The sequence below is a fragment of the Shinella sp. R2-11 genome, from assembly GCF_055330205.1.
In genome coordinates this window covers 543,244-567,675 of the sequence record NZ_JBVAPC010000002.1, presented here as the reverse complement: position 1 = coordinate 567,675, position 24,432 = coordinate 543,244, and the positions used below count along the sequence as shown (strand labels likewise).

General features: G+C 65.7%; 19 protein-coding genes. 14 read left to right on the top strand and 5 right to left on the bottom strand.

Annotation, left to right across the window (positions count from 1 at the left end):
• The first annotated feature begins 38 nt into the window (after window positions 1–38).
• Entirely contained in the window at window positions 39–1,469 is a 1,431-nt protein-coding gene (gndA, locus tag ACZ1A1_RS07410) for an NADP-dependent phosphogluconate dehydrogenase (RefSeq protein WP_463619367.1), read from the top strand.
• Between the two features lie 264 nt (window positions 1,470–1,733).
• Here the strand turns inward: gndA and ACZ1A1_RS07405 are convergent, their stop codons facing one another.
• A complete protein-coding gene (locus ACZ1A1_RS07405; RefSeq protein ID WP_463619366.1) occupies window positions 1,734–2,768 on the bottom strand; it encodes a LacI family transcriptional regulator in 1,035 nt (344 codons plus the stop codon).
• Between the two features lie 411 nt (window positions 2,769–3,179).
• Here ACZ1A1_RS07405 and ACZ1A1_RS07400 point away from each other — a divergent pair, with 411 nt between their 5' ends.
• The 8 genes from ACZ1A1_RS07400 to mgrA all read left to right on the top strand — a co-directional run bounded on the left by ACZ1A1_RS07400 (window position 3,180) and on the right by mgrA (window position 13,150).
• Window positions 3,180–4,415, top strand: coding sequence for an ABC transporter substrate-binding protein (locus tag ACZ1A1_RS07400; RefSeq protein WP_463619365.1), 1,236 nt, complete (start codon window positions 3,180–3,182; stop codon window positions 4,413–4,415).
• Window positions 4,416–4,492: 77 nt separating this feature from the next.
• On the top strand, window positions 4,493–5,395 hold the full coding sequence (locus ACZ1A1_RS07395) for a carbohydrate ABC transporter permease (protein WP_463619364.1): 903 nt from the start codon (window positions 4,493–4,495) through the stop codon (window positions 5,393–5,395).
• Window positions 5,388–6,296, top strand: a complete 909-nt coding sequence (locus ACZ1A1_RS07390) for a carbohydrate ABC transporter permease (protein ID WP_313192912.1) — start codon at window positions 5,388–5,390, stop codon at window positions 6,294–6,296. Before ACZ1A1_RS07395 ends, ACZ1A1_RS07390 begins: the two co-directional genes overlap by 8 nt.
• Before the next feature lie 3 nt (window positions 6,297–6,299).
• Window positions 6,300–7,388, top strand: coding sequence for an ABC transporter ATP-binding protein (locus ACZ1A1_RS07385; protein ID WP_463619363.1), 1,089 nt, complete (start codon window positions 6,300–6,302; stop codon window positions 7,386–7,388).
• 152 nt (window positions 7,389–7,540) lie between these two features.
• Window positions 7,541–9,994, top strand: a complete 2,454-nt coding sequence (locus ACZ1A1_RS07380; protein WP_463619362.1) for a beta-mannosidase — start codon at window positions 7,541–7,543, stop codon at window positions 9,992–9,994.
• A 15-nt stretch (window positions 9,995–10,009) separates the two neighbouring features.
• Window positions 10,010–10,771 carry a sugar phosphate isomerase/epimerase family protein gene (locus ACZ1A1_RS07375; RefSeq protein WP_463619361.1) on the top strand — a complete coding sequence of 254 codons (762 nt, stop codon included), beginning with the start codon at window positions 10,010–10,012 and terminating at the stop codon, window positions 10,769–10,771.
• A gap of 11 nt (window positions 10,772–10,782) precedes the next feature.
• Window positions 10,783–11,916, top strand: coding sequence for a Gfo/Idh/MocA family protein (locus tag ACZ1A1_RS07370; protein ID WP_463619359.1), 1,134 nt, complete (start codon window positions 10,783–10,785; stop codon window positions 11,914–11,916).
• A 202-nt stretch (window positions 11,917–12,118) separates the two neighbouring features.
• Entirely contained in the window at window positions 12,119–13,150 is a 1,032-nt protein-coding gene (mgrA, locus tag ACZ1A1_RS07365) for an L-glyceraldehyde 3-phosphate reductase (RefSeq protein ID WP_463619358.1), read from the top strand.
• A 6-nt stretch (window positions 13,151–13,156) separates the two neighbouring features.
• Here the strand turns inward: mgrA and znuA are convergent, their stop codons facing one another.
• Window positions 13,157–14,191, bottom strand: a complete 1,035-nt coding sequence (gene znuA / locus ACZ1A1_RS07360; RefSeq protein ID WP_463619357.1) for a zinc ABC transporter substrate-binding protein ZnuA — start codon at window positions 14,189–14,191, stop codon at window positions 13,157–13,159.
• 100 nt (window positions 14,192–14,291) lie between these two features.
• Here znuA and ACZ1A1_RS07355 point away from each other — a divergent pair, with 100 nt between their 5' ends.
• The 3 genes from ACZ1A1_RS07355 to ACZ1A1_RS07345 are packed head-to-tail and all read left to right on the top strand — an operon-like array spanning window position 14,292 to window position 16,442.
• Window positions 14,292–15,224 (top strand): ATP-binding cassette domain-containing protein, encoded by a 933-nt coding sequence (locus tag ACZ1A1_RS07355; protein ID WP_463619356.1) that lies wholly within the window; start codon window positions 14,292–14,294, stop codon window positions 15,222–15,224.
• Window positions 15,217–16,038 (top strand): zinc ABC transporter permease subunit ZnuB, encoded by an 822-nt coding sequence (znuB, locus tag ACZ1A1_RS07350; protein WP_313192920.1) that lies wholly within the window; start codon window positions 15,217–15,219, stop codon window positions 16,036–16,038. The genes ACZ1A1_RS07355 and znuB overlap by 8 nt, the downstream gene beginning before the upstream one ends.
• 8 nt (window positions 16,039–16,046) lie before the next feature.
• Entirely contained in the window at window positions 16,047–16,442 is a 396-nt protein-coding gene (locus ACZ1A1_RS07345; RefSeq protein ID WP_203319755.1) for a Fur family transcriptional regulator, read from the top strand.
• Between the two features lie 60 nt (window positions 16,443–16,502).
• Here ACZ1A1_RS07345 and ACZ1A1_RS07340 read toward each other — a convergent pair whose 3' ends face one another.
• Window positions 16,503–17,033 (bottom strand): gamma carbonic anhydrase family protein, encoded by a 531-nt coding sequence (locus tag ACZ1A1_RS07340; RefSeq protein ID WP_463619355.1) that lies wholly within the window; start codon window positions 17,031–17,033, stop codon window positions 16,503–16,505.
• Window positions 17,034–17,137: 104 nt separating this feature from the next.
• Here ACZ1A1_RS07340 and dusA point away from each other — a divergent pair, with 104 nt between their 5' ends.
• On the top strand, window positions 17,138–18,223 hold the full coding sequence (dusA, locus tag ACZ1A1_RS07335) for a tRNA dihydrouridine(20/20a) synthase DusA (RefSeq protein ID WP_463619354.1): 1,086 nt from the start codon (window positions 17,138–17,140) through the stop codon (window positions 18,221–18,223).
• A gap of 124 nt (window positions 18,224–18,347) precedes the next feature.
• Window positions 18,348–18,923: a DnaJ domain-containing protein gene (locus ACZ1A1_RS07330; protein WP_313193113.1), complete on the top strand. Its 576-nt coding sequence runs from the start codon at window positions 18,348–18,350 to the stop codon at window positions 18,921–18,923.
• A 316-nt stretch (window positions 18,924–19,239) separates the two neighbouring features.
• Here the strand turns inward: ACZ1A1_RS07330 and uvrB are convergent, their stop codons facing one another.
• Window positions 19,240–22,302, bottom strand: coding sequence for an excinuclease ABC subunit UvrB (uvrB, locus tag ACZ1A1_RS07325; RefSeq protein WP_463619353.1), 3,063 nt, complete (start codon window positions 22,300–22,302; stop codon window positions 19,240–19,242).
• 85 nt (window positions 22,303–22,387) lie between these two features.
• Window positions 22,388–24,376 (bottom strand): putative bifunctional diguanylate cyclase/phosphodiesterase, encoded by a 1,989-nt coding sequence (locus ACZ1A1_RS07320; RefSeq protein WP_463619352.1) that lies wholly within the window; start codon window positions 24,374–24,376, stop codon window positions 22,388–22,390.
• Between the last annotated feature and the right edge of the window lie 56 nt (window positions 24,377–24,432).

Sequence of the window (24,432 nt, the reverse complement as noted above, 5' to 3'; positions counted from 1 at the left end):
AAACAATCCCCGCCGCGCCATTCTACGGAGGTATTATCGTGGCACAGGCGGAAATCGGTCTTATCGGTCTCGGCGTCATGGGGTCGAACCTTGCGCTCAACATTGCCGAAAAGGGCAACACGATCGCGGTCTTCAACCGCACGGCGACGCGCACGAAGGAATTCTACGAGGAGGCGGGCGACCTCAAGGACCGCATCGTGCCCTGCGAGACGATTGAAGAATTTGTCGCCGCCATCCGCCCGCCGCGCCCGATCATCATCATGATCCAGGCCGGTGCCGCGGTCGACCAGCAGATGGAACTGCTGCGCCCGCATCTGGAAAAGAACGACATCATGATCGATGCCGGCAACGCGAACTTCCGCGACACGATGCGCCGCTTCGACGCGCTGAAGGATTCGGGCCTCACCTTCATCGGCATGGGCGTCTCCGGCGGCGAGGAGGGCGCACGCCACGGCCCCTCCATCATGGTCGGCGGCACGGAAGATTCGTGGAAGCGCGTCGAGAAGGTGCTGACCTCGATTGCCGCCAAGTACAACGGCGATCCTTGCGTGGCCTGGCTCGGCGAGAACGGCGCCGGCCACTTCGTCAAGACCATCCACAACGGCATCGAATATGCCGACATGCAGATGATCGCCGAGATCTACGGCATCCTGCGCGACGGCCTGAAGATGAGCGCCTCCGAGATCAGCGCCGTCTTCGGCGAATGGAACAAGGGGCGCCTCGAATCCTATCTCATCGAGATCACCGCGACGGTGCTGGCCGCCAGGGATCCGATCAGCGGCAACGCGATGGTCGACATGATCCTCGACAAGGCCGGCCAGAAGGGCACCGGCAAGTGGTCCGCCATCGAGGCGCAGAACATGGGCGTGCCGGCCACCGGCATCGAGGCCGCCGTCGCCGCCCGTTCGATCTCCTCCTTCAAGACCGAGCGCGAGGCCGCCGAGAAGATCCTCGGCCTGCCGGCCGTTCCCGAACTCAAGGTCGCCGACAGGGCCGCCTTCCTCAAGGACCTCGAAAGCGCGCTGCTCGCCGGTAAGATCGGGGCCTATGCGCAGGGCTTCGCCGTGATGTCCGCCGCCTCGAAGGAATACGGCTGGAACCTGCCGATGCCGACGATCGCGAAAATCTGGCGCGCCGGCTGCATCATCCGCTCGCAGTTCCTCGACGCGATCACCAGCGCCTTCACCAAGACGCCGGATGCCGCCAACCTCATCGTCACCCCGGCCTTCGCCGACATGGTGAAGGAAACCGACGGGGCGCTGCGCCGCGTCGTCTCCGCCGCCGCCCTGCACGGCCTGCCGGTCCCGGCGCTCGCCTCGGCTCTCGGCTATTTCGACAGCTACCGCCGCGGCCGCGGGACGGCCAACGTCATCCAGGCGCAGCGCGACTTCTTCGGCGCGCACGGCTTCGACCGCGTGGACGGTGCGGACAGCCACCATGGCCCGTGGGGCTCGGGGCTGAACGGCTGAGAGCTGGTGGAAGTCTGAAATGGAATGGCCCGGTTGCAAGACCGGGCCGTTTTGTTTGGGCGGAGGGTTGCCCCTCATCCCCCTGCCGGGACCTTCTCCCCGCAAGCGGGGAGAAGGAGATATGCCGCGCCGGTTTCCTTTCTCCTTGCGATCGATGGGAGGAAAACAGTGCCTCCTGCCTTCCTCGCCCCGCTTGCGGGGAGAGGATGCCGGCAGGCAGGTGAGGGGCAGTCCGCGTTAAAAACTCTGCGCGGGGCCGACCCGCTACACCTCTCCCGTCGGGATCGGATAGCTCAGCGTCTGCAACTCCTCCGGCGGACGTCCTTCGATGCGGGCGATGACGGCCCTGGCGAGTTCGCGGCCGGCGAGGCGGATGTCCTCGCGCATGGTGACGACCTCCGGCCGCAGCCATTGCAGGAACATGTGCGGCTCCTTGGAGACCATGTCGATGTCCTGCCCGAGCCTGCGGCCCCTGGCCTCGAGCGCCGCGATCAGCGCCACCGCGCCCGAGCCGCTGCCGGAGACGATGCCGTCAGGCCCGTCGGTGGTGTCGAACAGCGCCTCGGCGGCGCTGCGGATCTCGCGAAGATTGTTGTCGAGGTTGACGGTGTTGAAGGGCAGGGCCGTCGCGCCGAAGTCGCGGATGCCCTTCTCGAAGCCCGCCCGCATGTGCAGGTAGAAGGTGAGGTAGGGCGGCGGCTGGAGCAGGACCAGGCGCTTGCGGCCGAGCTCGACCAGCTTGCGCACGGCCTCGTAGGCGAAGCGCTCGTTGTCGAAGTCGTGATAGGGATGGGCAAGGCCCATCTCGGTGCGGCCATGCGTGACGAAGGGGAAGTTGCGCTCCATCATCAGCGCGACGCGCGGGTCCTTCGGCTCGGTGCGCGAGATGATCACGCCGTCGGCCGCGCCCGTTTCCAGCACGTAGCGCACCGGATCGAGCGCATTGCCCTGCGTGCGGTAGGGCGTCACCACGAGATGGTACTGCGTTGCGGCGAGCACTTCCGAGATGCCGACGACCATGGGGCTCGTCAGGCCCATGATCTCCTCTTCCAGGCTGAGGATCAGGCTGATGACATTGGTCTTGCCGGTGCGAAGGCGCACGCCCGCCCGGTTCGGCTGGTAGCCGATCTGCCGGGCGACGAGGCGCACGCGCTCCTTCGTCTCGCTGCTGATGTCGGGCGCATCCTTCAGCGCCCGCGAAACGGTGGTGATGCCGAGGCCCGTCATGAAGGCGATGGTCTTCAGCGTCGGCCGCTCGCTGGAGGGGGGCGTCGATGCCGCCCGGCCCCCGCTTTTCATTCTGTCCATCCCCGCCTGTCCACCTCTTCGCATTAGCGGCCGGTTATACAGATTTTGCTTCCGCCCGCCACTCCCTGCCGGAAGCATCCGTAAATCTGAAACGATACAGGTGCTTTGTCGAGACGAAATTTCCGCAGGTTCGATGTTTTCGTCCTGCTCGCGCGATATTGCACCGCAAAGCGATAATTCATGCAGTTGCGAATTGCGGGTGTGGAAAACATTGCTATTTCCTGAAAAAATATAACGAAAACAGCGTAATATTTCTCTCTCGTCTTTGTACTCACCTGTTCACATCGAGGCGCAAACGGCCGCCGTACAACGGAAAACGTACAAACGCCGCCCGGGCCGGTTGCGTGTTCAAATCGATTGGTCTACCTTTTTACTGCAACGTTTCAGTGAGGGAGGAGACTCATGAAAATTCGCCATATGGCTGCTGTCCTGGCAGCGACCGTGGTCCTGCCGTTCGCCGCAGCCAATGCGACCGATCTGGAAGTGACCCATTGGTGGACGTCCGGCGGGGAGGCCGCGGCGGTCGCCGAACTGGCAAAGGCATTCGACGCCACAGGCAACAAATGGATCGACGGCGCCATCGCCGGTTCCGGCGGCACGGCGCGTCCGATCATGGTCAGCCGCATCACCGGCGGCGACCCGATGGCCGCGACGCAGTTCAATCACGGCCGCCAGGCCGAGGAGCTGGTCGAGGCCGGCCTGATGCGCGACCTGACGGATGTCGCCACGCGCGAGAACTGGAAGGAGGTCATCCGCCCGGCGAGCCTGCTCGACAGCTGCACCATCGACGGCAAGATCTATTGCGCGCCGGTGAACATCCACTCCTGGCAGTGGCTCTGGCTTTCCAACGCCGCCTTCGAGAAGGCGGGCGTCGCCGTGCCGAAGAACTGGGACGAGTTCGTCGCGGCCGCCCCGGCGCTGGAAAAGGCCGGCATCGTGCCGCTCGCCGTCGGCGGGCAGGCCTGGCAGGCGTCCGGCGCCTTCGATGTGCTGCTGCTCGCCGTCGGCGGCAAGGACACGTTCTACAAGGTGTTCAAGGACAAGGATGCGGACGTCGCGGCCGGCCCCGAGATCGCCAAGGTCTTCAAGGCGGCGGACGATGCGCGGCGCATGTCCAAGGGCACCAATGTTCAGGACTGGAACCAGGCCACCAACATGGTCATCACCGGCAAGGCCGGCGGGCAGATCATGGGTGACTGGGCGCAGGGCGAGTTCGCGCTCGCCGGCCAGACCGCCGGCAAGGACTATACCTGCCTTCCGGGCCTCGGCGTGACCGACGTCATCGCCACCGGGGGCGATGCCTTCTACTTCCCGGTCCTGAAGGACGAGGAGAAGTCGAAGGCGCAGGAGGTTCTCGCCTCCACGCTCGTCAGCCCCGGCGCGCAGGTCGCCTTCAACCTCAAGAAGGGCTCGCTGCCGGTGCGCGGCGACGTGGATCTTGCCGCCGCCAACGACTGCATGAAGAAGGGCCTCGACATTCTCGCCAAGGGCAATGTCGTCGACTGGACCGACCAGCTTCTTTCCGCCGACAGCCAGAAGCAGAAGGAAGACCTCTTCTCCGAATTCTTCGCCAATCCCTCGATGACGCCGGAAGACGCCCAGAAGCGTTTTGCCGAGATCATCGCTTCGGCGGAGTGATCGGGCCCGCGTGACCCCGGCTGGCGGTTTTGCCGCCAGCCGTTCACCGCCGATCGAAGACCAAGGAGGAGTGACCCATGACGGGCCAGGCACACACCGGTCGCCCCAGCAGACTGCTGCGCAATCTCAGCGCCAAGATCGCCTCCATTCCGATGGTGCTGACCGCCGTCGTGATCTTTCTCGGCGGCACGATCTGGACGGTCGTCTATTCGTTCACCAATTCCAAGCTGCTCCCGCGCGCCAAGTTCGTCGGCCTCGACCAGTACGAGCGGCTGTGGGATGCGCCGCGCTGGATCGTCTCGATCCAGAACCTCGCCATCTACGGCGTCCTGACGCTGATCTTCAGCCTCGTCATGGGCTTCGTGCTGGCGGCGCTGATGGACCAGAAGATCCGCTTCGAGAACACGTTCCGCACGATCTTCCTCTATCCCTTCGCGCTCTCCTTCATCGTCACCGGCCTCGTCTGGCAATGGCTCCTCAACCCGGAATACGGCGTGCAGTCCGTCGTGCGCGCGCTCGGCTGGGAGAGCTTTACCTTCGATCCGCTGTATAATTCCAAGATCGTCATCTACGGCGTGCTGATCGCCGGGCTGTGGCAGGGCACGGGTCTCGTCATGTGCCTGCTGCTCGCGGGCCTGCGCGGCATCGACGAGGACATCTGGAAGGCCGCGCGCGTCGACGGCATCCCGATGTGGCGGACCTATCTCTTCATCGTCATCCCCATGATGCGCCCCGTCTTCATCACCACGCTCGTCATCATCGCGAGCGGCATCGTCAAGGTCTACGACCTCGTGGTGGCGCAGACCAGCGGCGGGCCGGGCATCGCGTCCGAAGTGCCGGCGAAATATGTCTACGACTACATGTTCCAGGCCCAGAATCTCGGCCAGGGTTTCGCCGCCTCCACCATGATGCTCGTCACGGTCGCCATCATCATCGTGCCGTGGGCCTATCTCGAATTCGGAGGGCGCAAGCGTGGCTGACACCGCTTCTCTCAAGGCTGCCGCCGAGCCGTGGGGCGCAAAACCCCGCCGCGCGCTCTCCGGCCGCAACATCATGCTCTACGGCACGCTTCTCGTCGCGGCGCTCTACTATCTTCTGCCGCTCTACGTGATGATCGTCACGTCGATGAAGGGCATGCCGGAAATCCGTCTCGGCAATATCTTCTCGCCGCCGATGGAGATCACGCTGGAACCCTGGTCGAAAGCCTGGGCCAGCGCCTGTACGGGTCTCAACTGCGACGGCCTTTCGCGCGGCTTCTGGAACTCCGTGCGCATCACCGTGCCCTCGACGCTGATCTCGATCCTCGTCGCCTCGGTGAACGGCTATGCGCTCGCCAACTGGAAGTTCAAGGGCGCGGATATCTTCTTCACGATCCTCATCCTCGGCGCCTTCATCCCCTATCAGGTGATGATCTATCCGATCGTCATCGTGCTCCGGGAAATGGGCATCTACGGCACGCTCACCGGCCTCGTCATCGTGCACACGATCTTCGGCATGCCGATCCTGACGCTGCTCTTCCGCAACTACTTCTCGTCCCTGCCGGAGGAACTGTTCAAGGCGGCGCGCATCGACGGGGCGGGGTTCTGGCAGATCTATTTCCGCATCATGCTGCCCATGTCGCTGCCGATCTTCGTCGTCGCGATGATCCTTCAGATCACCGGCATCTGGAACGACTTCCTGTTCGGCGTCGTCTTCACCCGGCCGGATACCTATCCGATGACCGTGCAGCTCAACAACATCGTCAACTCCGTTCAGGGCGTGAAGGAATACAACGTCAACATGGCCGCGACGCTGCTCACCGGCGCGGTCCCGCTCATCGTCTATTTCGTGTCGGGACGGCTCTTCGTCCGCGGCATCGCCGCCGGCGCAGTCAAGGGTTAAGCCATGCAGCATTCCGTTTCCATCAGGGACCTCTCGCTCTCCTTCGGCGCGGTCAACGTTTTGCAGGACCTCAACCTCGATATCGGGGAGGGTGAGTTCCTCGTCCTTCTCGGCTCGTCCGGCTGCGGCAAGTCCACGCTGCTCAACTGCATCGCCGGCCTGCTGGAGCCGACCGGCGGGCAGATCTTCATCAAGGACAAAAATGTCACCTGGGAGGAGCCGAAGGACCGCGGCATCGGCATGGTCTTCCAGTCCTATGCGCTCTATCCGCAGATGACGGTGGAGAAGAACCTTTCCTTCGGCCTTCAGGTCGCCCGCATGCCGAAGGCCGAGATCGACAAGCGCGTCGCCCGCGCCGCCGAAATCCTGCAGATCGGCCCGCTCCTGAAACGCAAGCCCTCGGCTCTGTCAGGCGGCCAGCGCCAGCGCGTGGCGATCGGCCGGGCGCTGGTGCGTGACGTCGATGTCTTCCTGTTCGACGAGCCGCTCTCCAATCTCGATGCCAAGCTGCGCTCGGAATTGCGTGTGGAGATCAAGCGGCTGCACCAGTCGCTGAAAAACACGATGATCTATGTCACCCATGACCAGATCGAGGCGCTGACGCTAGCCGACCGCATCGCCATCATGAAGAGCGGCGTCATCCAGCAGCTCGCCGATCCGAACACGATCTACAACGCGCCGCGGAACATGTTCGTCGCCGGCTTCATCGGCTCGCCCTCGATGAATTTTTTGCGCGGGGAGATCGTGGAAAGGGGCGGCAAGCCGGTCTTCGCCACCAACGGCGTGGACTTCTCGCTGGATGGCTACGCGACCGGCGAGGTGCTCCAGCCGGGCCGCAAGGTCGTGCTCGGCGTCAGGCCGGAGCATGTGAAGGTCAACGAGGACGTGCCCGGCGTCGATACCCATCAGGCGACCGTCGATATCGAGGAGCCGATGGGGGCGGACAACCTGCTCTGGCTGAAACATGCCGGCCATACGCTCTCCGTCCGCGTCGGCGGGGCGCGGCGCTTTGCGCCGGGCACGGCGGTGAGGCTGTCCTTCGACATGGAGCTGGCCTCGCTGTTCGATGCGGGGACGGAGGAGAGGATCTAGAGGACGCTGCCCCTTATCCGGCCTGCCGGCCACCTTCTCCCCCAGGCGGAGAGAAGGAGACTTGCGGAAACGTCGCCATTCCCTCTCCCCGCTTGCGGGGAGAGGGGCAAGGTGAGGGGCAAGGCCCCACGCACAAGTTCAGAGACAATGCCATGACCCAGACGACCGACACCATCGACCTCTCCGGCACCTGGCGGCTCGCTAGCACCGACGCCGCCCACAGCGCGCCGATGCGCGTGCCCGGCGACGTGCACAGCGCGCTGCTTGCCGCCGGTCTCATCCCCGATCCCTATGCCGGCCGCAACGAGCGGGACGTGCAATGGGTGGCGGAGAAGGATTGGGCCATCGAGCGCACCTTCGACCTCGCGCCCGAGATGCTGGAGGGCGACTGGTATCTCGATATCGGCAGCATCGACACCGTCGCCTCCGTCTATGTGAACGGCGTGCTGGTCGAGGACACGGACAATTGCTTCCGCCGCTACCGGCCCGATGTCACCGAGGCGCTGAAGGCCGGCGAGAACACGGTCAGGGTGCTGATCCATTCCAGCGTCACCGCTGGCGCCATCCGGCAGGCGGAGCAACCCTTCTTCATTCCCTGGTCTACGGGCAATTCGCCGATCCCCAACGGCAACATGCTGCGCAAGCCGCAATGCCATTTCGGCTGGGACTGGAACATCGCGCTCGCCCCGCTCGGCATCTACGGCGAGATCACGCTGCGCAAGCTGAACGTCGCCCGCATCGAGCATGTCACGACCCGGCAGTTCCACCATGCGGACGGCGCGGTCGACCTCTATGTGACCGCCACCTTCCATGCCGGGGAGCCGGGCATCCTGCCGGTGCATTTTGCGCTCGGCGAGGAGCGGGTGCGGCTCGATATCGGCATCGATGCCGGCGAGACGCAGCTTACCCATATGTTCCGTATCGAGAGGCCGGCGCTCTGGTGGCCGGCCGGGCATGGCGAGCAGGCGATCTATGCCGTACGGGTCGAGACGCCGTCCGAGACGGTGGTGCGGCGCGTCGGTCTCCGGCAGGTGGAGCTGATCACCGACAGGGACGAGGCCGGCAGCCGCTTCGCGCTCAAGGTCAACGGCCGCGAAATCTTCTGCCGCGGCGCGAACTGGATTCCGGCCGACGCCCTGCCGTCCCGCATCACGCCGTCCGGCGTGCGCGACTTGCTGCAATCGGCCGCCGACGCCAACATGAACATGCTGCGCGTCTGGGGCGGCGGCTTCTATGAGCCGGACTGGTTCTACGACCTTTGCGACGAGCTCGGCCTGATGGTCTGGCAGGACTTCATGTTCGCCTGCAACCTCTATCCCTCGACCGTCGATTTCCTCGACAATGTCGCCGCCGAAGTGGACTATCAGGTGAGGCGGCTCGCCTCGCATCCCTCCATCGTGCTCTGGTGCGGCGACAACGAACTGGTCGGCGCGCTGACCTGGTTCGATGCCAGCCGCGAGAACCGTGACCGCTACCTCGTCTCCTACGACCGCCTCAACCGCACCATCGAAGTGGCGATGAAGAAGGCCGCGCCGGGCGCGATCTGGTGGCCCTCCAGCCCGGCCTCCGGCTATCTCGACTTCGGCGACGCCTGGCATGCGGACGGTTCCGGCGACATGCATTACTGGTCCGTCTGGCACGAGAACAAGTCCTTCGACAATTACCGCACAGTGCGTCCGCGCTTCTGCTCGGAATTCGGCTTCCAGTCCTACACCTCCATGCCCGTGATGAAGACCTTCGCCGAGCGCAAGGACATGAACATCGCGTCCCCCGTCATGGAGAGCCACCAGAAGAACGCCGGCGGCAACGAGCGCATCGCCGGCACCATGTTTCGCTATTTCCGCTTCCCGAAGGATTTTGCGAGCTTCGTCTATCTCAGCCAGATCCAGCAGGGCCTCGCCATCCGCACGGCCGTCGAATACTGGCGCTCGCTGAAGCCCCATTGCATGGGCACGCTCTACTGGCAGCTCAACGACACCTGGCCCGTCGCCTCCTGGTCGAGCCTCGACTATGGCGGAAGCTGGAAGGCCATGCACTACATGGTGCGCCGCTTCTTCCAGCCCGTCGCGGTCGCCGCCATCCCCTCGAAGGACGGCGAGACCATCGGCTTTTCCGTCGTCAACGACACGGCGGAGACTGTCACCATCCGGCTCGAAACATGGCTCGTCTCGCTTGCCGGCGAGCGCCGGCCCTATCGCAGCGCGGAAGGCGTCTGCGGGCCGGACAAGGCGGAAATGCTATTCTCCGTCTTTTCGGCCGACCTGCCGGAGGACACGTTGCTCTTCTGGTCCTTCGAGGCATCGAACGGCATGAAAGGCGAGGGGCATCACGTCCCGGTCAACTACAAGGCGCTCGATCTCGAAGCCTCCGGCCTGACACTCGATGTCGTATCGCGCGACGACGGCGCTTTCGCCGTCACCGCCTCCGCGACCGGCCTTGCGCTGCACGTCATGCTTGAAGCGGACATTGCCGGACGCTGGTCCGACAATGCCTTCGATCTCACGGCCGGCGAGCGCCGCACCGTCATCTTCACGCCCGCCGAGACCGGCGGGGTTCCGCAAATCCGCTGGCTCGACCTTCATTCCTGCCAGACGAATACCGAATAGTCCGAGGAGACAATCATGCAGACAGTCAGCTTCCAGCTCTACAGCGCCCGCAACTTCCAGCCCTTCGCCGAGGTGTTCCGCATCCTCGCCGATGCCGGCTACAAGCAGGTGGAGGGCTACAGCGCGCTCTACGCCGCGCTCGACGATGCGGCCATCCAGCAGGTGAGGGCCGATCTCGACGCCAACGGCCTTGCCATGCCGACCGCCCATTTCAGCCTCGACATGCTGGAGGCCGAGCCGGAGCGTGTGATCGCGATCTGCCGCACGCTCGGCATCGAGGCGGTCTATTGCCCCTATCTCCTGCCCGAGGAGCGCCCGACGGACGCCGTTGGCTGGCATGCGCTCGGCGAGCGGCTGCAAAAGGCGGGCGCGCCGATCCGTGCGGCGGGCCTTACCTTCGGCTGGCACAACCACGATTTCGAGTTCTTCACGCTGCCGGACGGTACGGTGCCGCTGGATCGTCTCTTCGAAGGCGGGCCGGACCTTGCCTGGGAGGCGGATATCGCCTGGATCATCCGCGGTGGCGCCGACCCCTTCGCGTGGATTGCGAAATACGGCGACCGCATCACCGCCGTGCATGTCAAGGACATCGCGCCGAAGGGCGAGAATGCCGACGAGGACGGCTGGGCCGATGTCGGCCACGGCACCGTTCCTTGGGGCGATCTCGCCAGGGCGCTCGCCGGCTCGCCGGTAAAGAATTTCATCGTCGAGCATGACAATCCGAAGGACATCACCCGGCTTGCCACCCGCTCCATCGCGACCATCAAGGCGTTCTGAGGATCATCGTCATGAGCAAGGAATACGGAGTCGGCATCATCGGCTGCGGCAATATCTCGGGCGCCTACTTCAAGCTGATCCCGACCTTCAGGAACCTGAAGCTCGTCGCCTGCGCCGATATCAACCCCGCCGCATCCAAGGCGCGTTCGGAGGAATTCGGCGTGCCGGCGCAGGAGATCGGCGCGCTGCTCGCCAATCCCGATGTGGATGTCGTCGTGAACCTGACGATCCCGGAGGCCCATTACCCGGTCTCGAAACAGGCGCTGGAGGCGGGCAAGCATGTCTATTCGGAAAAGCCCTTCGTGCTCACGCTCGAACAGGGCGAGGACCTGCGCCGTATCGCGGATGCCAAGGGCCTGAAGGTCGGCTCGGCGCCGGACACCTATCTCGGCGGCGCGCACCAGTTCGTGCGCCATCTCATCGACAGCGGCAGGCTGGGAAAAATTATGTCGGGCACGGCGCATGTGCTGGGGCCGGGCATGGAGAGCTGGCATCCGAATCCGGACTTCTTCTTCGCGCCGGGCGGCGGGCCGATCCTCGACATGGGGCCGTATTACGTCAACAACCTCGTCAACCTCGTCGGACCGGTGAAGCGCGTCGTGGCGCTCGCTAACAGGGCGCGCGAGGAACGGGTGATCGCCAACGGCCCGCGCCTCGGGGAAAAGGTGCCGGTGGCGGTCGCGACGAACATCCATGCCATCCTCGAATTCGTCAGCGGCGCGCAGGTGGCGCTGATGGCGAGCTGGGATGTCTGGGCGCATCGCCACCAGAACATGGAGCTCTACGGCACCGACGGCGCCGTCTTCGTGCCGGATCCGAACTTCTTCGGCGGCACGGTGGAGGTCGCCGGCGACGACAAGGAGCCGAAGGAGGTTGAGGTCTGGGACCATCCGCTGACGGCGCAGAACTACCAGTTCGATTGGGGCATGCAGGCCAATTACCGCGGCATCGGCCTTGCCGACATGATGGAGGCGGTGACGACAGGCCGCGACTATCGCTGCTCGCTCGACCGCTCGCTGCACACGATCGACGTGCTTACGGCCATCTTGCGTTCGGCCGAGGAGGGCAGGGCGATCGACATCGTGACCACCTGCACCCAGCCGGCGGCGCTGGGGATCGAGGAGGCGCGGGCGTTGCTGCGGTAACCGGTGAAAACCCCTCCCCAACCCCTCCCCACAAGGGGGAGGGGCTTTACGATGCCGCTCCCAATGCGGTCTCCTTTGAACGTCGCTGCCGGCAGAACCGGTCGATGAGTTTGAAGCGGGGCGACGGGTTAAGTCCCTCCCCCTTGTGGGGAGGGGTTGGGGAGGGGTATGGAAGTCCGCCTACATAGAGAAGGAACACACCATGGCCTGGCAGCCGGCGGAAAACCGTTACGACACGATGACCTACAACCGCGTGGGACGCTCCGGCCTGAAGCTGCCGGCGATCTCGCTGGGCCTCTGGCACAATTTCGGCGACGACACGCCGCATGAGCGCAAGGTCGACATGTGCCGCACGGCCTTCGACCTCGGCATCACCCATTTCGACCTCGCCAACAATTACGGCCCGCCGGCCGGCACGGCGGAAACCGCCTTCGGCGAGATCCTGCGCACGGATTTCAAGGGCCTGCGCGACGAGCTGATCGTCTCCTCCAAGGCCGGCTACGACATGTGGCCGGGTCCCTATGGCGAATGGGGCAGCCGCAAGTATCTCATCGCCTCCTGCGACCAGAGCTTGAAGCGCATGGGCCTCGACTATGTCGACATCTTCTATTCCCACCGCTTCGACCCGGACACGCCTCTGGAGGAGACCTGCGGCGCGCTCGACCATATCGTGCGCTCCGGCCGCGCGCTTTATGTCGGCATCTCCTCCTACAATTCGCAGCGCACCCGCGAGGCCGCGGCGATCCTCAAGGACCTCGGCACGCCCTGCCTCATCCACCAGCCGAGCTATTCCATGCTCAACCGCTGGATCGAGGAGGACGGCCTCGTCGATACGCTCGAAGACCTCGGCATCGGCTCCATCGTGTTCTCGCCGCTGGCGCAGGGCATGCTGACCACGAAATATCTCGGCGGCATTCCGGGTGACAGCCGCGCGGCGCTGAACCACTTCCTCAAGAAGGATTTCATCCGCCCCGAGATCATCGACAATATCCGCAAGCTCAACGCCATCGCCGAGCGGCGCGGCCAGACGCTGGCGCAGATGGCGCTCGCCTGGGTGCTGCGCGGCGGACGCATCACCTCGGCACTGATCGGCGCCAGCCGCTCCGCGCAGATCGTCGATTGCGTCAAGGCGCTGGAAAAGGCCGACTTCACGGCCGAGGAACTGGCCGAGATCGATGTCTATGCCCGGGAGGCCGACATCAATCTCTGGGCCAGCTCCGCCGAGCGCGACTGACGCGCCTCAGCCGCCCTGTCCAAGGCAATCGCGCAGCGATGTGGCGATGCCCTTCATCAGGGTGAAGTAGAGGTCCGGACCGGGGTCGAGCGTGGCGGCTTCGGGGTCGAGGGTGCCGGATTTCGCCGGCGTGCCCTCGATCACCACGTTGACCAGCTTCGGCTCGAACTGCGGTTCGGCGAAGACGCAGGTCGCGCCGAGGGTCTTCACCTTGTCGCGGATCTGCGTCAGGCGCTCGGCGCCGGGCAGGGTTTCCGGGCTGACGGTGATGGAGCCGGCGGTCAAAACGCCGTAATGGTGCTCGAAATACTGATAGGCGTCGTGGAAGACGATGAAGGGCTTGTCCTTCACCGGGGCGACCGTCTCGGCGATCTCCTTGTCGAGCGCATCGAGCCTGTCGTTCAGGCCGGCGAGGTTCTTCCTGTAGGTTTCCGCATTGGCCGGGTCCTTCTCGGCAAGCACCTTGGCGGCCTCGGCGGCGATGGCGCGGGCATTGTCCGGGCTCAGCCAGAGATGCATGTCGAATTCGCCGTGCTCGTGGTCCTCATGGCCGGCTTCCTCGCCATGATCGTGGCCCTCGGCCTCCTTGGCATGGTCATGGCCGTCCGCGTCGTGCGAGTGGCCCTCATGGGCGTGGTCGTGGCCGTCCTCGCCTTCATGCGTATGCGCCTCGAAGGGGCCGCCCTCGCGGAAAGGCAGCTTTTCGAGGCCCGGCGCGTCTTCCAGCTCGACGACGGTCGCCTTGCTGCCCAGCGTTTTCAGCGGCTTTTCCAGGAAGGCTTCCAGGCCATGGCCGACCCAGAAGACGACATCCGCATCCTGCAACGCTGCCGCATTGGAGGGCTTCAGCGAATAGGTGTGCGGCGAGGCGGCGCCCTCGACGATGAGGCCGGGTTCGCCGACGCCCTGCATGATCGCGGCGACGAGCGAATGGATCGGCTTGATCGAAACCACCACATCGGGCGCCGCGGCCCGCGCGGCGAGCGTGCCGGCGGCAAGGAGCGCGGTGGATAGAAGGAGGGTGCGAACGGCCTTTTGCATGGAATCTCCATCTTGAATGTGGATGTAATGTTATTACATCAATTGCGTTATGCTATAACGTGTGCCATATCGGGTGGCAACAGGCTTTTCGGAAAAAATGATGCTGCAAACCTCCACCAGGACCCTCCAGCCGCTCGTCTCGCTCGCGGGTGTCGGTGTGCGCCGCCAGGGCCGCTGGCTCGTGCGCGGCGTGGAATTCTCGATTTCGCCCGGCGAGATCGTCACGCTGATCGGCCCCAACGGCTCCGGCAAGTCGACCACCGCCAAGACGGCGATCGGCGTTCTGAAGGCGGACGAGGGCAGGGTGGAACGCAAGGCCGGGCTCAAGGTCGGCTATGTGCCGCAGAAGCTCGCCGTCGACTGGACCATGCCGCTTACCGTCGACCGGCTGATGACGCTGACCTCCCCCCTCAAGGGCGCGGAGATCGACGCGGCGCTGGAGGCGACGGGCATCCGGCATCTTGCGCGCGCGGAGGTGCAGCACCTTTCCGGCGGCGAGTTCCAGCGCGCGCTGCTCGCCCGCGCCATTGCCCGCAAGCCGAACCTGCTGGTGCTCGACGAGCCGGTGCAGGGTGTCGACTTTTCCGGCGAGATCGCGCTCTACGACCTCATCAAGACGATCCGCAACTCGACCGGCTGCGGCATCCTGCTCATCTCGCACGACCTGCATGTCGTGATGGCCGAGACGGATACCGTCATCTGCCTCAACGGCCATGTCTGTTGCCGCGGCACGCCGGAAACGGTGAGCCAGAGCCCGGAATATCAGCGCCTCTTCGGCGCGCGGGCGGGCCAGACGCTCGCCTTCTACAACCACCACCACGACCACACGCATCTGCCGGACGGCCGCGTGCTGCATGCCGACGGCTCGATCACCGACGATTGCCGGCCGGACGACGGCCACCATCCCGTCGATATCCTGCCGGACGGCGGCCGGGCGGGGCCGATGCGCCTCGGGCATGTGCACGGGCCGAACTGCGGCTGCGGCCACGAAGCTCCGCGCGGGGCGGACAGTCAGGAGCGGCGCGATGCTTGACGATTTCTTCATGCGCGCGCTCGTCGCCGGCGTCGGGCTTGCCGTCACCGCCGGCCCGCTCGGCTGCTTCGTCGTCTGGCGGCGCATGGCATATTTCGGCGATACGATGGCCCATTCGGCGCTGCTCGGCGTCGCGCTGTCGCTGCTGATGAACGTCAACCTGCTGCTCAGCGTCTTCGTCGTCGCGGCGACTGTTTCCGTTCTGCTGCTGCTGCTCCAGAAGCGCGGCACGCTTTCCACCGATGCGCTGCTCGGCATCCTCTCGCATGCGACGCTCGCCATCGGCCTCGTCATGGTCTCCTTCATGACCTGGGTGCGCATCGACCTCGTCGGCTTCCTGTTCGGCGACATCCTCGCCGTCTCGCGCGCCGATGTGGACCTCGTCTGGGGCGGCGGCATCCTCGTCACCTTCGCCATCATCTGGATGTGGCGGCCGCTGATCGCCTCGACGGTCAACCCGGAACTGGCGGAGGCCGAAGGCATGCAGCCGGAGAAGACCCGGCTCGTCTTCATGCTGCTGATGGCGCTCGTCATCGCCATCGCCATGAAGATCGTCGGCATCCTGCTGATCACCTCGCTGCTCATCATTCCCGCCGCGACGGCGCGGCGCTTTTCCACGAGCCCCGAGATCATGGCCGTGCTCGCCTCCGTCGTCGGGGCGCTGGCGGTGGTCGGCGGGCTGTTCGGTTCATTGAAATTCGACACGCCCTCCGGTCCCTCGATCGTGGTTGCAGCGCTTGGCCTGTTCATACTAAGCCTGCTGACGAAGCCGAGGACGAGCGGAGTGGCCGCAAGTGAAGGAGGCCCGGCATGACAAGCCCCATGACCACGCAGCAACTGACGCGCAACCAGGGCCTCGTCTTCGACGTACTGTCGCATTCCGACAGCCCGCTCAGCGCCTATACCATCCTCGACAAGCTGCGGGACGACGGGTTCCGCGCGCCGCTGCAGGTCTATCGGGCGCTCGACAAGCTGCTGGAATTCGGCCTCGTGCACCGGCTCGAAAGCATCAATGCCTTCGTCGCCTGCGCCCATCCGGACGAGGGCTGCCATGCCCATGGCCTGACGGCCTTCACGATCTGCGAGACCTGCGGCAAGGTGACGGAGTTCCACGACCACGTGATCGAGGAGCGGTTGAAAAGCTTTGCCAGGGACCGCAACTTCAAGACCGGCAAGACGACCATCGAGATCCGCGGCACCTGCGCCGGCTGCGCCTGAAATCTGGATTTTCCCGCACTTCCAGACGCAGGACCGCTGCGCACTTTTGCTGGAAATGCTTCAGCCGATCGGCTTCAGGCCTCTCTTGAAGCGCTGCCAGTTGCGCACATAGCCTTCGGCCGAGCGCTTCAGGCCCTCGACGGCCTCGGCATCCAGCGTGCGGACGGCTTTCGCCGGGGAACCGACGATCAGCGAATTGTCCGGGAAGACCTTGCCTTCGGTCACCAGCGCATTGGCGCCGACGAGGCAGTTGTTGCCGATCACCGCGCCGTTCAGCACCGTCGCGCCCATGCCGATCAGCGAATTGCTGCCGATGGTGCAGCCGTGGACGATGGCGCCGTGGCCGATGGTGCAGCCTTCGCCGATGATCACCGGCTTGCCGGGATCGGTATGCACGACGGTGCCTTCCTGGATGTTCGAGCGCGCGCCGACGATGATCGGCTCGTTGTCGCCGCGCAGCGTCGCGCCGAACCAGATGCCGACATCCTCGCCGAGGATGACCTTGCCGATGACATTGGCATCGGGCGCCACCCAGTAGCGGTCGTCCGCAGGAAGCGTGGGCGTCCGGTCGTCAAGGGCGTAGAGCGGCATCGGGTTCCTCCTTCGAATCCTCGCGGCCACTCTAGCATCCATCCGGCGGGGCGAGGAAAGGCCGAGGGTGGTTTTTCCCGGCCATATGGAGTATGAGCCGCGCCATGACGAAGACAGGCACATTCTACCAGCGGGCCGTGGAGACGGGGACGAAGATCTTCGCCACCGCGCCGATGATCGACTGGTCCGACCGGGCGTACCGCGTCTTCGCGCGGCAGGTCACGAAGAACGCGCTGCTCTTCACCGAGATGATCGTCGCCGATGCGATCCTGCGCGGCAATCGCGAGCGGCTGCTCGGCTTCGACGCGGTGGAGCAGCCGGTGGCGCTCCAGCTCGGCGGCAACAGCCCGGAAAAGCTGGCGGAGGCGGCGCGGATCGGCGAGGGGTTCGGCTATGCCGAGATCAACCTCAATGTCGGCTGCCCCTCGGACCGGGTGCAATCCGGCACCTTCGGCGCCTGCCTGATGCGCGAGCCGGACCTGGTGGCCGAGTGCGTGGCGGCGATGAAGACGGCGGTTGCCATTCCCGTGACCGTGAAATGCCGCATCGGCGTCGACGATCAGGATCCGGACGTGGCGCTGCGCGACCTCGTCTCGAAGGTGAAGGCGGCCGGCACGGATGCCGTCTGGGTCCATGCGCGCAAGGCGTGGCTTCAGGGGCTTTCGCCGAAGGAGAATCGCGATATCCCGCCGCTCGACTATGGTCTGGTGCGGCGGCTGAAGGCGGAAAACCCGAATCTTTTCATTGGTCTCAATGGCGGGCTTCATACTTTGAGCCAGGCTGTTGAAGAGATGGAAGGCCTCGACGGTGTCATGCTCGGAAGGGCTGCCTATCAGGATAGCGGCGTCCTGACGGGCGTGGACGAACTTTTTCCGCATCCGCTTCTGGGAGGCCAGCCTTCCGGTATTCCCTCCATTCCGCAGGATCGTCCGGCCGACTATTGGGAAGCGGTGCGCGACGCCATGATGGCCTATGCGGCCGAGGTGATCGCGCGCGGCGGGCGGGTGGCGCATGTGACGCGGCATATGATCGGCCTCTTCCAGGGGTTTCCGGGCGCGCGGCGCTACCGGCAGATTCTTTCGGCCGACGCCACGAAGCCCGGCGCGGGGCCGGAGGTGATCGCGGCGGCTTTCGCGGCGGTACTGTCGGCTCGGGCCCAGGCCGAGACCGGGACCGAGGCGGCGGAATAGCGCTTTCTGTGCATCGCCGCCGCGTCACCACAATTTCGTCCCCTCCGGGTCGGAAAACGGCGTAAACAACGAACGAAGCAGTGCAGAGAAACAGACAGGTGGCCGCGTGATCGATCCCTACGCCATGCTCGGACTGGAGCGCGACGCCGACGACGGCGCGATCAAGACCGCCTACCGCAAGGCCGCCAAGGGCATGCATCCCGATTCGGGCGGCGATACCGACCAGTTCGCCCGCCTGCAGGCCTGCTACGACCTCCTGCGCGACCCGGTGCGCCGCAAGGTCTTCGACGATACCGGCTTCGACCCGCAGCTTGCCGACCCGCGCGACCTCAAGGGCCTGATGCTGCTCGAACCGCTGGTCAACGACGTCATCCTCGACGAGCGCGAGCCCGGCAGCTTCGACCCGCTGGCGGCGATGCGCCGGAAACTCTCCGACGACATCGTCAAGAGCCGCTTCCACATCCTCGAACTGGAACGCCACCGCAACCGCGTCCGGCAGCACATCGACCGCCTCGGCCGCAAGGCCGGCACGGATTTCCTCGGCTCCATGCTGCGCGCCCGCTCGCAGTCGATCGCCGAGGCGATCCGCAACGCGGAAGGGCAGATCCAGGCCATAGAGCAGGCCTATGCCATGCTGGAAGGCTATTCCTACGAGCTGGCCGCGGCGCTGGAGCCGGTAAAGGGCGAGGCGGCGGAGTAGGGGCGCAATAGCTTGTGGAATGTGACCTTGCGAGGTCTTCCTCAGAGAACGCAGTCCCATCGCATTTGAAGGGAAGCCGTTGCCACACCTTTCCTTCTCCCCTCGGGGAGACGGTGCCGGCAGGCGGGACAGGGGGCGCCGAAGGCGGAAAACCCCAAGGGTCTCGCGGGGGATACCCCCTCATCCGACCCTTCGGGCCACCTTCTCCCCGAGGGGAGAAGGGAAAGCGGCAACGCCCAATTCTTACGCGATAATCCGGCAAATGGGCGCGGCAAGGGCGGCTCGCCGCCAAATGGGCCCGCTTCGGCGTGGCGGCTTACCGCCCCGGCCGCCCCGTCTTGCCCTTGGTGCGCCCCTTGCGCTTCGCTTCACCCGGATCCTCATAGCTTCCCACGCCGATCCTTTCCCGGCGAACCGGCTTCGGTTCGTCGGGCAACGGTGCAGTGCGTTTCTTGGTCGAAAGGGTTTCGTCCGGGCGTTGGGGGAGGTCGCCGGTGACGGGTTTTTCGGTGCGGCCGACGGTCATTTCGTCGAGGGTGTTCCTGCGGAAGAGGGACTTGCCGGCCGGGGTCGCGACGTCGCGGCCCATCTCGTCGAGGTCGGGCTTGCGGAAGAGCGGGCGTTCGGTGTCGGTGCCCGGGCCCATGTCGTCGAGCGAGGGTTTGGCAAAATAGCTTTTGCCATTCTCTTCCGTGCTCACGGCGGTACCGCTCTTCGGGCTGGCCTCCGCACGGGGCGCCGGACGACCGGCGACGGCCGCCTGGCCTTGCGGCTTCGCCGAGCTTTTGCCCTTTCCTCCACCTTCCTGCGATCGTGCTTCGTCGCGCGCCATCGGGTCGTCCATGACGGCGAGTTCGGCGGCCTTGAGGCGCTTGATCTCGTCGCGGATGCGGGCGGCGGCTTCGAAGTCGAGGTCGGCGGCGGCGTCGCGCATCTGCTTTTCGAGCGCTTCGAGATGGGCCTTGAGGTTGTTGCCGACGAGGTGGCCGGCGTCGGCGAAGCCCTTGCCGGTGACGCCCGAGATGTCGGCGCGGACGTGGTCGCGCTCGTAGACAGAGTCGAGGATGTCGGAGATCTTCGCCTTCACCGATTCCGGGGTGATGCCGTGCGCCTCGTTGTAGGCGACCTGCTTTTCGCGGCGGCGGGTCGTCTCGTCCATTGCGCGCTGCATGGAGCCGGTGATCTGGTCGGCATAGAGGATGACCTTGCCGTCGACGTTTCGCGCCGCGCGGCCGATGGTCTGGACGAGCGAGGTCTCGGAGCGCAGGAAACCCTCCTTATCGGCGTCGAGGATGGCGACGAAGCCGCATTCGGGAATGTCGAGGCCTTCGCGCAGCAGGTTGATGCCGACGAGGACGTCGAAGGCGCCGAGGCGCAGATCGCGGATGATCTCGATGCGCTCCAGCGTGTCGATGTCGGAATGCATGTAACGCACGCGCACGCCCTGCTCGTGCAGGTATTCGGTGAGGTCCTCGGCCATGCGCTTGGTGAGCACGGTGACGAGGGTGCGGTAGCCGGCCTGCGCGGTCTCGCGGATCTCGCCCAGCACGTCGTCGACCTGGCTTTTTGCCGGGCGCACCTCGACCGGCGGGTCGATGAGGCCGGTCGGGCGGATGACCTGTTCGGCGAACACGCCGCCGGACTGTTCCAGCTCCCAGCCGCCGGGCGTCGCCGAGACGGCGACCGTGTCCGGGCGCATTGCGTCCCATTCCTCGAAGCGCAGCGGGCGGTTGTCCATGCAGGAGGGCAGGCGGAAGCCGTATTCGGCCAGCGTTGCCTTGCGGCGGAAGTCGCCGCGGTACATGGCGCCGATCTGCGGGATCGTGACGTGGCTTTCGTCGATGAAGATCAGCGCGTTGTCGGGCACGTATTCGAAGAGGGTCGGCGGCGGCTCGCCGGGGCGGCGGCCGGTGAGGTAGCGCGAATAGTTCTCGATGCCGGCGCAGGAGCCGGTGGCCTCCAGCATTTCGAGGTCGTAGCGCGTGCGCTGTTCCAGTCGCTGGGCCTCCAACAGGCGGCCGGCCTTTTCCAGCTCGACGAGGCGATGCTTCAGCTCCTCGCGGATGTTCTTGATGGCGCCGTTCAGCGTCGGGCGGGGCGTGACGTAGTGGCTGTTGGCGTAGATCTTCACCGATTTCAGGTCGCCGGTCTTCTGGCCGGTCAGCGGGTCGAATTCAGTGATGGCGTCGATCTCGTCGCCGAACATGGAGATGCGCCATGCCGCGTCTTCAAGGTGGGCGGGGAAGATCTCGATCGTGTCGCCGCGCACGCGGAAGGAGCCGCGCTGGAAATCCATCTCGCGGCGCTTGTATTGCTGGGCGACGAGGTCGGCGAGGAGCTGGCGCTGGTCGAGCCGTTCGCCGACCTGCATCTGGAACGTCATGGCGGTGTAGGTCTCGACCGAGCCGATACCGTAGATGCAGGAGACCGAGGCGACGATGATGCAGTCGTCGCGCTCCAGCAGCGAGCGCGTCGCGGAGTGGCGCATGCGGTCGATCTGCTCGTTGATCGAGGATTCCTTCTCGATATAGGTGTCCGAGCGCGGGACGTAGGCCTCCGGCTGGTAATAGTCGTAGTAGGAGACGAAATATTCGACCGCGTTTTCCGGGAAGAAGTTCTTGAATTCGGAATAGAGCTGCGCGGCCAGCGTCTTGTTCGGCGCGAGGATGACGGCGGGGCGCTGCGTCTCCTCGATCACCTTGGCCATGGTGAAGGTCTTGCCCGAGCCGGTGACGCCGAGCAGGACCTGGCTGCGCTCGCCCTCGGCGAGGCCGTCGACGAGGTCCCTGATGGCGGTCGGCTGGTCGCCGGCGGGCTGGTAGTCGCTGATCATGCGGATCGGGATGCCGCCTTCCGACTTTTCCGGCCGGGCGGGGCGGTGCGGTGTCCAGAGCTTGCCGTCCTTGAACAGCGGGTTGCCGCTCTCGATGAGCTTCGACAGGGCTTCCACCGTGGCGGTGACGCCGGAGCCCTTGTCCAGCGCGGCGGCGTCCTCCAGCGAGACGTCGAGGCCGGAGACCGGGTTGAGGCCGGCGGCGGCGCGGGTCTTCGGATCGGACGAGCCGCCGATGGATACGCCGCGGGAGGTTTTGGAGACGGTGACCTGCTCCGTGTGGCGGCGCGCGGCGTTCTCCACCGTCTTGCGGTGCTTGCCGGCCTTGGAGGCGACCTCGCGGCGGCTTTCGATGCTCGCGGCCTCCGCCTCGGCCTCGAGCTGCTTCACCCAGTCGGAGACGCTGCCGGACAGCGGCTCGCTCTTTTCCGCCGGGACTCGCTTATCCTTCTCGTTCCACTCGAAGGGCGTCCCAGTCAAGGGCGATTGCGGGGCTTCCTCGAAACCGGGGTTCGGGGCGGTGGATTTCTTCGGTAATCTGGCCATGCGGGGAATATGGAGAGAGTCACCGCGAAAGGGAAGGGGTGACGAGTACAAAAGGGAAACGAATCTGCCTGCCGGGCGGCGGGCGCTATCGTGCGGAAGGCCGGGTGCGCGCGGCGTGCTCGTTCAGCCAGCGCGGGATATCGGCGGCGGGCATGGGGCGGGCGAAGAGGTAGCCCTGGGCATGGCGGCAGCCGAGCATGCGCAGGATCTCGGCCTCCTCCTCCTTCTCGACGCCTTCCACCACGATATCGATGGAAAGCGCGCGGCCGATGCCGATGAGGGCGGAGATAAGCGCCTGGTTCTCACGGCTGGTGGCGATCCCCGAAACGAAGCTGCGGTCGATCTTCAGCCGGCCGATATGCAGGCTGACGAGATAGGCGAGGGAGGAATGGCCCATGCCGAAATCGTCGACGGCGAGGCGGAAGCCGGCGGCTTCCAGCCGGGCGAGTTCGGCGCCGGCGGCCTGCGTGTCGAGCGTCGCCTCCTCGGTGATCTCGATCTCCATCAGGCCGGGGGAAACCTCGTGTTCCTGCGCGATGCCGGTCAGGAGGCGCGAGAGCGTGTCGCCGGAGAATTCGCGCGGCGAGACGTTCACGGCGACGGCTGCCTGCGGCAGGCCGAGCCGGGGCAGGGTGCGCAGGAATTCCGCGGCGCGGGTGGCGACATAGCCGGTGAGCGCCGTCGATATGTGCAGGGCCTGGGCGGCGCGGACGATATCGGGCGGGGCGACAGCGCCGAGCTCGGGATGCGTCCAGCGCAGCAGCGCCTCGAAGCCGGTGACGGCGCCGGTGGCGAGTTCCACCTGCGGCTGGAAGACGACCTGCAACTGGCGCTGCTCGATGGCGTCCGTCAATGTCGCCTCGATGAGGCGCTGATGCTCGATCCGGGCCTTCAGCACGGGGTTGAACAGGCCGAGGCGGCGGCGCCCGCCCTCCTTGGCGGCATAGAGGGCGATGTCGGCGCTGGCGAAGAGGTCGTCGGCCGTGTCGCCGTGCTGCGGATAGAGGGCAAGGCCCGCGCTGGCGCCGACGGTGATGGGACGCTCGCCGATGAGGATGGGATCGCCGGCGAGGCGCACGATGCCGTCGCCGATGGCGCGCCCGCGCGCTTCCGCCTTCTCGCCCTCGACGATGACGGCGAACTCGTCGCCGCCGAGGCGCACGACGAGATCGGTCGGCCCGGTCAGGCTGACGAGGCGGCTGGCAATCTCGACCAGCACCGCATCGCCCGCGCCGTGGCCCATCGTGTCGTTGATCGCCTTGAAGCGGTCGAGGTCGATGGCGAGCAGAGCGAGCGTATCGGCGGGCAGGCCGCTCGTCAGGAGGTTGCGCAGGCGCTCGTTGAAGAGGGCGCGGTTGCCGAGGCCGGTCAGCGGGTCGCGGTTCGCCAGCGATGCGAGCTGGTGGTAGGACTGGCGGATCTCCGCATTGGCGTCGGACAGCGAGGCGGCGAGCGCCACCGCCTTCAGCCGGTCCATCTGGCTGCGGATGAAGCTCGCCTCGCTGAACTGGCTGGCGCGCAGCATCATCACGGCGAGCAGCAGCGCGTCGGCAGCGATGACGAAGGCTTCCGTCGTGCCGGCGAAGAGCAGCGATGCGAAGGCCGCGGCAAGCGGCGGGCCGGCGAAGAGGAGCGCGGTGCGGGCATAGGCGGTGCTCTGCATCAGCGAGCCGGCGCAGATGCCGCAGATGATGAAGATCAGGTAGGGGTTGAGCCCGTTCGCGCCATGGGCGGCGCCGATGAACGGCGGCAGGCTCCAGGCAAGGCCGCCCCCGAGCGCGCCGAAGGAGAGCACGCCGAGCGCACGCTCCGGCCGCTCGACGGCACAGTTCATCCGGCGGACGATGCGCACGGCGACATAGCGCGCAAGGTTGATCGCCAGCACGGCGGCGAGCCAGAGGAGGATGCCGAAGGCCGGCCCGTCGAGCCACAGCACGGCGGCGGTGGTGGCGGCGATGAAGCTGTTGGCGGTGAGCGACAGCACGATGCCGTCCAGCACGGACAGGGCCTGCGCGGAGAGAATCTGGCGTCTCGTCGTTTCGTCCGCCGGCATCAGCCGGGCTGCATCGGTCATTCTCTGTCCCCGCCCAGAAGCGCATGCCGCCTTTTTCGCGGTCTGGGCAGAGAGGG

Excerpts from the sequence above, each read along its gene's own strand:
- znuA (WP_463619357.1), bottom strand. The coding sequence starts at position 14,191 with ATGCAAAAGGCCGTTCGCACCCTCCTTCTATCCACCGCGCTCCTTGCC.
- ACZ1A1_RS07320 (WP_463619352.1), bottom strand. The coding sequence starts at position 24,376 with ATGACCGATGCAGCCCGGCTGATGCCGGCGGACGAAACGACGAGACGC.
- ACZ1A1_RS07395 (WP_463619364.1), top strand. The coding sequence starts at position 4,493 with ATGACGGGCCAGGCACACACCGGTCGCCCCAGCAGACTGCTGCGCAAT.
- dusA (WP_463619354.1), top strand. The coding sequence starts at position 17,138 with ATGACGAAGACAGGCACATTCTACCAGCGGGCCGTGGAGACGGGGACG.
- ACZ1A1_RS07330 (WP_313193113.1), top strand. The coding sequence starts at position 18,348 with ATGCTCGGACTGGAGCGCGACGCCGACGACGGCGCGATCAAGACCGCC.
- ACZ1A1_RS07370 (WP_463619359.1), top strand. The coding sequence starts at position 10,783 with ATGAGCAAGGAATACGGAGTCGGCATCATCGGCTGCGGCAATATCTCG.
- ACZ1A1_RS07380 (WP_463619362.1), top strand. The coding sequence starts at position 7,541 with ATGACCCAGACGACCGACACCATCGACCTCTCCGGCACCTGGCGGCTC.
- ACZ1A1_RS07345 (WP_203319755.1), top strand. The coding sequence starts at position 16,047 with ATGACCACGCAGCAACTGACGCGCAACCAGGGCCTCGTCTTCGACGTA.
- mgrA (WP_463619358.1), top strand. The coding sequence starts at position 12,119 with ATGGCCTGGCAGCCGGCGGAAAACCGTTACGACACGATGACCTACAAC.
- ACZ1A1_RS07400 (WP_463619365.1), top strand. The coding sequence starts at position 3,180 with ATGAAAATTCGCCATATGGCTGCTGTCCTGGCAGCGACCGTGGTCCTG.
- znuB (WP_313192920.1), top strand. The coding sequence starts at position 15,217 with ATGCTTGACGATTTCTTCATGCGCGCGCTCGTCGCCGGCGTCGGGCTT.
- ACZ1A1_RS07385 (WP_463619363.1), top strand. The coding sequence starts at position 6,300 with ATGCAGCATTCCGTTTCCATCAGGGACCTCTCGCTCTCCTTCGGCGCG.
- ACZ1A1_RS07375 (WP_463619361.1), top strand. The coding sequence starts at position 10,010 with ATGCAGACAGTCAGCTTCCAGCTCTACAGCGCCCGCAACTTCCAGCCC.
- ACZ1A1_RS07355 (WP_463619356.1), top strand. The coding sequence starts at position 14,292 with ATGCTGCAAACCTCCACCAGGACCCTCCAGCCGCTCGTCTCGCTCGCG.
- ACZ1A1_RS07405 (WP_463619366.1), bottom strand. The coding sequence starts at position 2,768 with ATGAAAAGCGGGGGCCGGGCGGCATCGACGCCCCCCTCCAGCGAGCGG.
- ACZ1A1_RS07340 (WP_463619355.1), bottom strand. The coding sequence starts at position 17,033 with ATGCCGCTCTACGCCCTTGACGACCGGACGCCCACGCTTCCTGCGGAC.
- uvrB (WP_463619353.1), bottom strand. The coding sequence starts at position 22,302 with ATGGCCAGATTACCGAAGAAATCCACCGCCCCGAACCCCGGTTTCGAG.